Source organism: Deltaproteobacteria bacterium (assembly GCA_016234845.1).
In the GTDB taxonomy this organism is placed as follows: Bacteria; Desulfobacterota; Deferrimicrobia; order Deferrimicrobiales; family Deferrimicrobiaceae; genus JACRNP01.
Window position 1 is genome coordinate 1 of sequence record JACRNP010000165.1, and the last position, 10,126, is coordinate 10,126.

Genomic DNA, 10,126 nt, shown 5'->3' on the forward strand with positions numbered 1-10,126 from the left:
CGTGGGGGACGCGTACCTCGCCCGCGTGTACGAGGAGGCGCGGCGGAAGGTGGGGGCGGAGAAGCACGAGGGGACGGTGCGCGACCAGCTCGCCGCGCTGACCGACATCTACACCGTGCTGAACAACCGGGCGCAGGCCGCCCGCTCGGAAACGCTCGAGATGATCATCATCCTGCTGATCGCGATCGAAATCGTCATGGGACTGCTGCGGCGGTAGCCCACAAGGCCGCATGATCCATGGAGCGTACGGAGCGGGAGGGTCCCCTGAGCGGAGCCGCCAGCGCGGAAACGGCGAACTCGCCCGGAGACGGGGAGGAGTGTTTCAGTTCATCCATCCGGCGTGGCACCGAGAGCGTCGATGCGCCGCGCCGGCAAGGCGCGCGACTGAGGCGTACTGCAAGTACGGCGCAAGGAGCGCAACGCAGCCGGAGCGGATGCAGCGGCGCTCGAATGCAGGCGGATGGATGAATTGAAGCACTGGGCGGTGGATGCCCCAATACGAGCTTCGCGCCGCTGGGGTACCCCCGCTGTAGGAGGAACGGGGGGCACGAACGGGGAGCCCCCCTGCGAGGTAGCGTCTTCACGGCGTGCTTCGGCAAGAAAGCGGACGGAGGGACGGGAGATTGAACGGATCGCCGTGGGAAGCGGCGCTGGCGGCGCTGGAGTGGGGGAAGATCACGGCGCGGCTTTCGGGCCACGCGTCGTCGGAGCCGGGGCGCGTGCTGTGTTCGTCTCTGACGCCGGGGACCGACCTCGACGCCATCCGCGCCTCCCTCGAGGAGAACCGGGACGGCCGCAGGATGCTGCTGCAGGACGGGCCGCTCCCGCTGGACGGGGTGAAGGAGGTCGCGGAGGAGGTCGCGAAGGCGGCCAAGGGCGCCTCGCTCTCCCCCCTGGAGCTGCTGTCGGTCGGCTCGACGGCCCGGACCGGCGAGCGGGCCCGCAGGTTCTTCGACGACCGGCGGGGGAAATACCCGCGCCTGGCGCACCACGCCCGCGCGATCCCGCCGCTGCGGGAGATCGCCGAGGAGATCGCGATGAAGATCGACTCCGAGGGGAACGTCCCCGACCGGGCGTCGCCCGCGCTGGGGACGCTGCGGCGGAACCTGGCATCGGTCCGGGTCCGCCTGCAGGAGACCGCGGACCGGATCGTCTCGTCCCCGAGATACTCCCGCCACGTCCAGGAGTCGTACGCCACCGTCCGGTCGGGGCGGGTCGTGATCCCCTTCAAGGCCGCCTCGAAGGGGCTGTTCCAGGGGATCGTCCACGACAGTTCCCAGAGCGGCCAGACCGTCTTCTTCGAGCCGGAGGAGCTGGTTCACCTGAACAACGAGGCGAGGATGGCCGAGCTCGAGGTGGAACGCGAGGTGGCCCGGATCCTGGCGGAGCTCTCCTCGCACGTCGCGCGGAGGTCGGACGAACTCCTGCTCGCCCTCTCCCTCCTCGCGCGGCTCGACTTCATCCAGGCGCGCGCCTTGCTTGCCGACGAGCTGTCGGGCGCGGAACCGTCCGTCAACGCCTCGGGGGAGGTGAGGCTCCCGTCCGCCCGCCACCCGCTGCTGGTCTTGAGCGGCCGCCCCGTGGTCCCCAACGACCTTTCGGTCGGTCGGCCGTACCTGTGCCTCGTGCTCACCGGCCCCAACGCCGGCGGGAAGACGGTCGCCCTCAAGACGCTGGGGATCCTCACGGTGATGGCGATGGCGGGGCTGTCGATCCCGGCCTCTCCGGACGCGACCGTCTCCACGTTCGGCAGCGTCTTCGTCGCCGTGGGGGACGAGCAGAGCGTCGAGCGGGACCTGTCGACCTACTCCGCGCACATCCGCAGGCTGAACGAGATCCTTCGGGGGGCGGACAGGGGATCGCTCGTCCTCCTGGACGAGGTCGTCTCGGGGACCGACCCGCGGGAGGGAGCGGCGATCGCGCGCGCCTTCCTCGAGACGCTGGCCGACCGCGAGGTCCGCGTCGTGGCGACCACCCACTTCGAGGAGCTGAAGGGGATCGCCTTCACCGACCGACGGTTCGAGAACGGGTCGATGGCGTTCGACGGGGATCACCTGCGCCCGACGTACCGGCTCTCGCTGGGCGTCCCCGGGCGGTCGATGGGGATGGAGATCGCCCGGTCCCTGGGATTCCCCGGCGAGGTCCTCGCCCGGGCGGCCGGGTATCTTTCCGGCCCGGGGCCGGACCTCACGGAAGTCATCGACCGGCTGGAGCGGGAACGGGAGCGCCTGCGCGCCGAGACCGCGGAGATGGCGACGAGGCGGAAGGAGGCCGAGGAGGTCCGTCGGAAACTCGAGGCGGACCGGGAGAAGGTGCGGTCCGAGGAGTCCCGCGTGGTGTCGCAGGCGCGCCAGCGGATGCGGGAGGAGGTCCGGAAGGCGGAAGGGGAACTCGCGCGGATCATGGAGGAGATGCGGAAGGACCGGAGAATCGACACGGTACGGAAGGCGACGACGGTCCTGAACGAGTGGAAGGAGAAGGCACGGATCGCGGAGGAGGACCCGGCGGTCCGCACGATGGTCAGCCGCTCCGCGCCGGCGGATCCGGGCGCCACCCTCCATCCGGGACAGAAAGTGTTCGTCGCGTCGCTGGCGAAGGAGGCGGAGGTGGCGTCGCCGTCGGGGCCCGACGACCGGGAGGTGGAGGTGGCCGCCGGGGGGATGAAGCTGCGCGTCCCGCGGGAGCAGGTCCGCGTGTTTCCGTCGGCCGGGGGATCCCGCGAGCGGCGCGGAGGCGGAGGCTCCCGGTCGACGGAGGCTTCACCGGCGGCGGTTCACATCCAGACGCCGGAGAACACCCTCGACCTGCGGGGAATGTACGTGGACGACGCGCTTCCCGAGATCGACGCCTTTCTGGACCGGCTCTCCCTGGCCCAGGCCCCGCACGCGTTCCTGATCCACGGGCACGGGACCGGCGCGTTGAAGGCCGGCGTGCGCCGGCACCTCGCGAAGTCGCCGTACGCGAAACGCTCCCTCCCCGCCCCGCGGGAGCAGGGCGGCGACGGCGTCACGATCGTCCTGCTCTGTTAAAAACGGGGACGTTCACGGAAGGATTTCCAGGCGTCGCGGACGAGCGCCGGGGACCGGAACAGCTCGTATCCGGTGAGGGCCAGGGCGCGGATCCCCTCCATCAACCCCTCGATGCCCGACGGCATGGTCGTCGCCTCCGCGAAAGGCCGGGTGTGGATCTGCACGCGCTCCCCGGAGGCGATGGGTACGTTCGGCTGGAGCGTCGGGACGACCTGCGAGACGTTGCCGATGTCGGACGACCCCCGGTTCCGATCCGTGGGCGCGCCGCTCTCCCGGAGCTTCAACGCCGAAAGGGCCCGCCGGTACGAGGCGGCGAGCACGGGGTTCACTCTCATCGGGGAGAGCGTATACGGCCCCTCCTCCACCGTGAGGCGGCACCGCGACGCGGTCGCCGCCCCCGCGGCGCACGCCTTCACGCGTTCCACCGCGTCGCGCAGCTCCCCTTCCTCCTCGCCCCGCACGTAGAAATACGCCTTCGCCCGCTCCGGAATGATGTTTGGGGCCTGCCCCCCTTCCGTGATGATCCCGTGGACGCGGACCGTGTCCGGCAACTGCTGCCGCAGCGCCGAAACGCCGTGGAACAGGAGCAGGACGCCGTCCAGGGCGTTGATCCCGTGCTCGGGGTACGCCGCCGCGTGGGACGCGCGGCCGTGGTAGGTGAAGCGCAGCTTGTGAAGCGCGAGGTACCCTTTCGCGACGTGCCTCCGGGAGGACGGGTGGACCATCATCGCGGCGTCGATTCCCCGGAAGATCCCTTCCTCCACCATCCGCGCCTTCCCGTACCCCGTCTCCTCGGCGGGGGTCCCCAGCGCGATCACCTTCCCCGACCGGAACACTCCCCTTCCGGATTCCGCGAGGACGGCGGCGGCGCACGCCGACGCCACTCCGACGATGTTGTGTCCGCACGCGTGGCCAAGGGACGGCAACGCGTCCATCTCGCAGAGAAAGGCGACGGCCGGTTTCCCCCTTCCGAAAACGTACTCCGCCCGGAAGGCGGTCTCCATCCCCGCGACGCCCCGCCGGACGCGAAATCCTTTCGACAGGAGGAAATCGCACAGCGTCCCGGAGGTCCGGATCTCCGCAAGGGGCGGTTCGGCGTACGACGTGATGTCCCGAAGCATCCGGACGGCTTGAGGGGACAGCGCCTCGGCGATCGACAGCACTTTTTTTCGCGCACGGTCCATGGGTCGTGATCGGCTCCGCGGTTGCGGACGTATATCCTACCACGTCCCTAATTGGCGAAATAATTTCTCCTTTTCGTCTCCCCCACCGACTCGAATCGAGGCGGGCCGCGGGGAAAACATTGGTACATCCAAGGAAATCGAAAGTGTGGACACCGGGGAACGGTTATTGCTTGATGGTTGCCATGCGGAATCTTCTCCGGACGTGGCTGTTCCCGCCGGTTTCCATCGCGAAGGAAGTGACGGTGGAGGGGACGTCGTTCGCCCTGAAAACGGGGTATACGGTGACCTGTACCGTCAACTTCTTCCGGGTGCCCGTATACGTCCCGATGTGCAGGAGCTACGTCGTGGAATACTCGGTGAGCCGGAACGGGGAGTACGAGGCGTTTCTGATGAAGGAGAGCGGGCGCATCGGCGTACGGAGCCGCATCGACTCGCGTCTCCGGTTCCCGGTGTGCTGGCTTCCGCGGGGGTTCGTGGGAAAGACCCTCGACCGTCACATCCTGAGGATCGACCGGACGCGGGTGAGGATCCGAACGGGGGTGGGCGTCCGTCGGCACGCGGTCTGAAGATACTTGCCTTTTCGTCCCCCATCTTCTATCTTGCTCCTTCCGTTGCGATCGAAGCGCGACGGCCGCTCGAGAACCCGCCGGAACCGGAGGGGAGTCGACTCCCATCATCCCATGACGCGCTGGAAATCGTTCACCGTGGAGGCTCGCCGGGAGGCGATCGACGCCGTCACCCATTTCCTCTCGACCCACGGGTCGCTCGGGATGGCGTACGACGAGCAGCTGATCGGGGCCGCCGGCGACCCGGCCGACCCGGTCCCGCCGCCGCCGAGCGTCACCCGCCTCACCGCCTACTTCCCGTGGGACACCGACCTGTGGGGGCTGAAGCAGGCGTTCCTCGATTTCGTGCCCGTGCTGTCGGAGTCGTTCGGACCCGGCCCGGAGTCGTTCGTAGACGCCGCCGAGATCACCGACTCGGGTTGGGCGGAGAAGTGGAAGGAGCATTTCCACCACCGGAAGATCGGGCGGCGCATCGTGATCAAGCCGTCGTGGGAGGAGTACGCCGCGGGGGAGGGCGAGGTGGTGCTCACCGTCGACCCGGGGCAGGCGTTCGGAACAGGTACGCACGAGACCACCCGGATGTGCCTTCGGTTCGTCGAGGACGCGTTCGACATCGCCCCCCCTCCCCGCTCCGCCCTGGACGTCGGCACGGGAACCGGGATCCTCGGGATCGCCGCGGCGCGGTTGGGCGCGGAGCGGGTGCTGGCGGTCGACACGGACCCGGTGGCGGTGGCGGTGGCGGAAAAGAACGCGGCCCTGAACGGGGTGGAGCCCGTCTTCCGTTCGGAAGGAACCTCCCTCTCCGCGATCGACGGCCGGTTCGACCTGGTCCTCGCCAATCTCATCGCGGAGATCCTCGTCGACGTCGCCTCCCACCTCGTGGCCCGGTGCGCCACCGGGGGGCACCTCGTCCTGTCCGGGATCCTGGTCGAAAAGAGCGGGTGGGTCGCGGCCGAATTCGAACGGAACGGCACGGCCCTGGTCCGCGAGTCGACGGACGGCCAATGGTCCGCCCTGCTGCTTCGGCGCATCGCGTAGGGCCGGGGAACGACGAATGCCGACATTCCTCGTCGAGCGGAGGAAGATTTCCGGCGACACCGCCGTTTTGGAGGGGACCGAGGCGGGGCACATGCTCCGCTCGCTCCGCCTGTCCGTAGGGGACGGCTTCCACGCCTTCGACGAGGACGGGAACCGGTACCGCATGCGGATCCTCGAGGCCACGTCGCGCTCCCTCCGGGCCGAGATCCTCGAGACGCTCCCGCCGGAACCGCCGCCCGCCGTGGCCGTCACGCTGCTCGTGGGGCTGCCGAAGGCGGACAAGATGGACTTCATCCTCGAGAAGGCGACGGAGCTCGGGGCGTCCCGGGTCGTCCCCTTCCGGTCGTCCCGGACGATCCCGCGGGTCGATCCGTCGGACGCCGGGAAGCGGCTCTTCCGCTGGGAACGTGTCGCGCTGGCGGCGGCGAAGCAGTGCGGATCCGGGAGGGTGCCGGAGGTGACGGGGATCGTTCCGTTCGCCGATGCGCTCCGGATCGCCTCCGGGCACGACGGGCGGATCGTCTTCTACGAAGGCGAGGGGACGTTCTCCTTGAAGCGCGTCCTGTCCGGGATGCCGGACGGGAAGAGCGTCGCGCTCGTGGTGGGACCGGAGGGCGGCTTCTCCGCGGACGAGGTGCGGGAGGCGGTGGCGGCCGGCTGCCGCTGCGCGGGGCTCGGAAGCCGGATCCTGAGGGTCGAGACCGCGGCCCTCGCCGTGCTGGCGATGGTGATGTACCATTTCGGGAAGGAGTCGCCCTGACCGGGATGGACCGAAACGGACATTCGCCGGCGCACCCGCCGTACGCCGGGTTCTGGTCGCGCGCCGCGGCGCGGGTCATCGACCTGGTCCTGATCATCGCCGTGTTCAACGTGATCTACCTGATCGACCGGCTCGGCGCCGACTCGGGGCTGTGGACCGGTAGCGGTCTCGGGGAGGGCGAGACCGGCGGATTCTCGATGGCGAACGTGCTGCGAGGCGTCTTCTTCCTGTCGTTCCCGATCTTCTACTACGTCGACCTGCACGGCACCTGCGGACAGACGTTCGGCAAGATGGCGATGAAGATCAAGGTCGTGAACGAGGACGGAACCCCGCTCGACGCCCGGAAGGCGTTCCTCCGGTGGCTCGGCTACTTCCTGTGCGACCTCACCTTCTACATCGGATACGTCTGGGCGGCGTTCGACTCCCGCAAGCAGGGGTTGCACGACAAGGTGTGCAAGACGCTCGTCGTGCGCACCGACGTTCCGCTCCCAGCTGCGCCACGGGCGCCTCTCCCGGTTCCCGGAGGCGGACCGCACGCCCCTTCCGCACCCGACCTTCCTCCGCCCGGAGATGCCTCCGCCGCTTGACACCCGGAGGACGCGGTCGCTATAATCCGTCTTTCGTTCGGGTGGCCCTTTAGCTCAGATGGTAGAGCAGAGGACTGAAAATCCTCGTGTCCCCAGTTCAATTCTGGGAGGGGCCACCATCGCGGATCCCGAGGACCCGGCCGATTCGGCCGGGTCCTTTTTTTCGTAGGGGAGAGAGGCCCGCGGCGTGCCGGGGGGAGGGGGCCCCGGCACGCGGGTTTCCTTGTTTCAGCGGGCCGACCAGCTCGGGAGGAACGCGGAGGGCGGATACGACCGTTTTTTGAAATTCCCGATTACGGAAATTTCCGTCCTACCCGCCCATTCCTCCCGAATTCCACTTCAAGCCGGTTCAACAGCAATCCCCGTGCCCGATGAGAAGCGGGGAACCTTCCTTTCCCGGGCGGTGTCGTTCAATGACAAGGAGCGGATCGAATGGCGGCGATCGACTATTCGTCTGATCGATGAAAAGGAATGGACCCGGCGGACATCCAAAGTAACAACGGCGGAGGGAGGCAACCATGGCTAGACACAGACGGATCATAAAAGGCGTCGTCACTTTCTTCCTTTACCTGTCGATCTACACGTACATGTGCATCGGCGGGGTCGGCATGGCCCTCCAGATGGCCTCTCCGATGGCCGTCACCACGATGCCCATATGGCATTCGGCGGCGTACGGCGCCGTTTCGGTCGCCTGCATCAACGGAGTGTATTTCCTCGGAGGAAAGCTCGACCGGATCCTCGCGGCGGAGGAGCGGACGCGGGAAGCCAGGGCGGAACTTCTGGCGGCATGGAGAAGGTAGCCGCGCGGATCGGCACGATCGGGGGACGCCTGCGGGAAACGGTTTCGGCATCCCTTCGGCGGCGAATGGCGTTTTCGTAATCGAATTACGCTCCTCGCTCCGGTAACCCGTTGATATCGTTGAGCCTGCCGTATTTCCGTCGTGGCCTTTCATTTGCAGGAAAACAGGTCGTAAGCAGAAGACCCTTTGGAAGAGAGGCCGGCGATGTCGAGGCGATCCATCGGACGAAATGCCCTTCCCGGGATCCTCATCGCGGCCGTTTGCGTCTGCCTCATGCCCGGAATTTCGAATGCGGCGGAACCCGACCGGGTGATCCCCATCGTCCGGGGCGGTCCCGGCGTCGACGTCCAGGTGGAGATCGGAAGCGACGGATCCCGGCAGACCGCAACCCCGTGCGTCACCGTCGCGCGGCCCGTCGCCGAGGAGTCCGAATCCCCCTGCTCGATCGGGACGCTGCGCAGGCGCGCCGCGCAGGCGAAGGTGTCCCGGCCCGCCGTCGCGATACCCGAGGAGATCACGGCCCGCGACGCGAAGCGCGCCTTCAAGGCCATCCGCGCCGCATGGAAGGGAAAACAGGCGCTCCGGACGGTGGAACCGGCCGCCGGTCGGGATTCGGTGCGCGTCGCTTCGCAGCGGTAGGGTCGTTCGGCGGAACCCCGCTACCGGTACTTCTTCCTCCGGAACAGGTCGTTCTTGATCGACACGACGCGGTCGATGAACAGGATGCCGTCCAGGTGGTCCATCTCGTGCTGGATCGCGACCGCCTCGAACCCCAGCGACTCGATGATCCTGCGATTGCCGTTCCGGTCGAGAGAGTCCACCAGTACCCACTGGGCCCGTTGGACGTTGGCGGTGTAATCGGGGAGGCTCATGCACCCCTCCCGGACGACCTGCTTCCCTCCCATGGCCAGGATCTCCGGGTTCACCAGGACGAGCAGCCCGTGATTCTGCTCCTGGCTCCCGCGCCGGTGGCCGGACACGTCCACGATGACGATCCGCGACAGCATCCCGACCTGGGGAGCGGCGATGCCCACGCCTCCGGGCGACTGCCGCATCGTCTCGAGCAGGTCGTCGATGAACGCGGACACCTCCGCCGTCACTCCCTCGACGGGGGCGGCTTTCTCCTTCAGGACGGGGTCGGGAAAAACTCGGATGGGGAGAACGGCCATGGGTGTTCCCGGCGACCTAAAGCTCCAGCGATTCGATGGGGCGAACGGAGATCGAGACGGACAGCTCCTTCCGGATCCGGTCGAACTCGCGCTCGAGCTCCTTCATGTCCACTTCCTCGGGGATGTCCACCTCCAGGACCATCACGTACACCGGCCGGTCCTTGGCTCCAACGACCTGGGTGTTGAGGTCGGTTACGTTGACCTTCTGGGCGGCCAGCTGGCGCGCCACCGAGTAGACGATGCCGGGGCGGTCCGCGCCGTACACCGAGATGATGTGGGGACGCCCGGTGAATCCCTTCTCCCGGGTCACCTCCTCGTCCTTCAGCTTGTGCAGGGAGATCGTGAGCCCCATGACCTTCCGCACCGGCTCGAAGGAGGGATCGATATCCGCCACGGAGGCGAACCTCGGGTGCGCGATCACCAGGATCATCGCGAACTGCCCGGAGAGGATCGTGCAGGTGGAGTCCTCGATGTTGCAGCCGAGCTCGAAGAGCACGCGGCTGACCTCCGCGACGATGCCCGGCCGGTCCCTGCCCACCACGCTTAAAGAGAAATGACCCATTCCACGTCCCCCCTTCCCGGGAAGGATGAACTATCGGAAATCATACCACGCCCCGCCCGGAGCCCCGGAGGGGGCAAGGGGAGCGGTCAGCGCGCGTGCGGGGAAAACAGGGCGGCCGCGTCCAGCACCCGGATCCGCTTCCCCTGGACGTCGATCCGCCGCTCGTCCTGCAGCTTCTTGAGCGTGCGGGAGAACGTCTCGGGAACGGTGCCGAGACGGGACGCGAGGACGTTCTTGCTGACCGGCAGATCCAGGACCGCGCCGTCCCGATGGGGGATCCCGCGGCTCCGCATCTCCTCCGAAAGGTAGAAGACCAGGCGGGCCTCCACGTCCTTCAACGAAAGGCTCTCCACGAGGTCGGTCATCCTCTTGAGCCAGCGGGAGAGGGATCCGAGCATCCGGATCGACACCTTGGGATGCCGCTCGAGGAG

At 67.8% G+C, this 10,126-nt stretch carries 12 protein-coding genes and 1 tRNA gene; 9 read left to right on the forward strand and 4 right to left on the reverse strand.

Features of this window, described 5'->3' with window-relative positions:
- Together HZB86_10990 and HZB86_10995 are read left to right on the forward strand one after the other, a co-directional pair.
- Positions 1–217, forward strand: a 217-nt coding sequence (locus HZB86_10990) for a hypothetical protein (GenBank protein ID MBI5906050.1), incomplete at its 5' end; no start/stop codon positions are given.
- A 406-nt stretch (positions 218–623) separates the two neighbouring features.
- On the forward strand, positions 624–3,029 hold the full coding sequence (locus HZB86_10995) for a Smr/MutS family protein (protein ID MBI5906051.1): 2,406 nt from the start codon (positions 624–626) through the stop codon (positions 3,027–3,029).
- On the opposite strand, the gene HZB86_11000 is transcribed toward HZB86_10995, so the two are convergent.
- Complete coding sequence (locus tag HZB86_11000; protein MBI5906052.1) at positions 3,026–4,213, reverse strand: M20 family metallopeptidase; 1,188 nt, start codon at positions 4,211–4,213, stop codon at positions 3,026–3,028. The genes HZB86_10995 and HZB86_11000 overlap by 4 nt on opposite strands.
- Before the next feature lie 182 nt (positions 4,214–4,395).
- On the opposite strand from HZB86_11000, the gene HZB86_11005 reads away from it, so the two are divergent.
- From HZB86_11005 to HZB86_11035, 7 genes are all read left to right on the forward strand, one after another.
- Complete coding sequence (locus tag HZB86_11005; protein ID MBI5906053.1) at positions 4,396–4,779, forward strand: hypothetical protein; 384 nt, start codon at positions 4,396–4,398, stop codon at positions 4,777–4,779.
- A gap of 114 nt (positions 4,780–4,893) precedes the next feature.
- Positions 4,894–5,817, forward strand: coding sequence for a 50S ribosomal protein L11 methyltransferase (prmA, locus tag HZB86_11010; protein ID MBI5906054.1), 924 nt, complete (start codon positions 4,894–4,896; stop codon positions 5,815–5,817).
- 16 nt (positions 5,818–5,833) lie between these two features.
- Positions 5,834–6,577, forward strand: a complete 744-nt coding sequence (locus HZB86_11015) for a 16S rRNA (uracil(1498)-N(3))-methyltransferase (GenBank protein MBI5906055.1) — start codon at positions 5,834–5,836, stop codon at positions 6,575–6,577.
- 5 nt (positions 6,578–6,582) lie between these two features.
- Positions 6,583–7,164, forward strand: a complete 582-nt coding sequence (locus HZB86_11020) for an RDD family protein (protein MBI5906056.1) — start codon at positions 6,583–6,585, stop codon at positions 7,162–7,164.
- Positions 7,165–7,207: 43 nt separating this feature from the next.
- Positions 7,208–7,283, forward strand: a tRNA-Phe gene (locus HZB86_11025).
- 399 nt (positions 7,284–7,682) lie between these two features.
- Positions 7,683–7,964 carry a hypothetical protein gene (locus HZB86_11030; protein ID MBI5906057.1) on the forward strand — a complete coding sequence of 94 codons (282 nt, stop codon included), beginning with the start codon at positions 7,683–7,685 and terminating at the stop codon, positions 7,962–7,964.
- Between the two features lie 273 nt (positions 7,965–8,237).
- Complete coding sequence (locus HZB86_11035; protein ID MBI5906058.1) at positions 8,238–8,603, forward strand: hypothetical protein; 366 nt, start codon at positions 8,238–8,240, stop codon at positions 8,601–8,603.
- Between the two features lie 20 nt (positions 8,604–8,623).
- On the opposite strand, the gene def is transcribed toward HZB86_11035, so the two are convergent.
- The 3 genes from def to HZB86_11050 form a co-directional block, all read right to left on the reverse strand.
- Positions 8,624–9,133, reverse strand: coding sequence for a peptide deformylase (gene def, locus HZB86_11040; GenBank protein ID MBI5906059.1), 510 nt, complete (start codon positions 9,131–9,133; stop codon positions 8,624–8,626).
- A gap of 16 nt (positions 9,134–9,149) precedes the next feature.
- Entirely contained in the window at positions 9,150–9,695 is a 546-nt protein-coding gene (locus HZB86_11045) for an amino acid-binding protein (GenBank protein MBI5906060.1), read from the reverse strand.
- Positions 9,696–9,781: 86 nt separating this feature from the next.
- Positions 9,782–10,093 carry a Crp/Fnr family transcriptional regulator gene (locus HZB86_11050; GenBank protein ID MBI5906061.1) on the reverse strand — a complete coding sequence of 104 codons (312 nt, stop codon included), beginning with the start codon at positions 10,091–10,093 and terminating at the stop codon, positions 9,782–9,784.
- Positions 10,094–10,126: the final 33 nt, after the last annotated feature.

Coding starts and splice junctions, on each gene's coding strand:
- HZB86_11015 (MBI5906055.1), top strand. CDS start 5,834: ATGCCGACATTCCTCGTCGAGCGGAGGAAGATTTCCGGCGACACCGCC.
- HZB86_11045 (MBI5906060.1), bottom strand. CDS start 9,695: ATGGGTCATTTCTCTTTAAGCGTGGTGGGCAGGGACCGGCCGGGCATC.
- HZB86_11005 (MBI5906053.1), top strand. CDS start 4,396: ATGCGGAATCTTCTCCGGACGTGGCTGTTCCCGCCGGTTTCCATCGCG.
- HZB86_11050 (MBI5906061.1), bottom strand. CDS start 10,093: ATGCTCGGATCCCTCTCCCGCTGGCTCAAGAGGATGACCGACCTCGTG.
- def (MBI5906059.1), bottom strand. CDS start 9,133: ATGGCCGTTCTCCCCATCCGAGTTTTTCCCGACCCCGTCCTGAAGGAG.
- HZB86_11035 (MBI5906058.1), top strand. CDS start 8,238: ATGCCCGGAATTTCGAATGCGGCGGAACCCGACCGGGTGATCCCCATC.
- prmA (MBI5906054.1), top strand. CDS start 4,894: ATGACGCGCTGGAAATCGTTCACCGTGGAGGCTCGCCGGGAGGCGATC.
- HZB86_11030 (MBI5906057.1), top strand. CDS start 7,683: ATGGCTAGACACAGACGGATCATAAAAGGCGTCGTCACTTTCTTCCTT.
- HZB86_11020 (MBI5906056.1), top strand. CDS start 6,583: ATGGACCGAAACGGACATTCGCCGGCGCACCCGCCGTACGCCGGGTTC.
- HZB86_11000 (MBI5906052.1), bottom strand. CDS start 4,213: ATGGACCGTGCGCGAAAAAAAGTGCTGTCGATCGCCGAGGCGCTGTCC.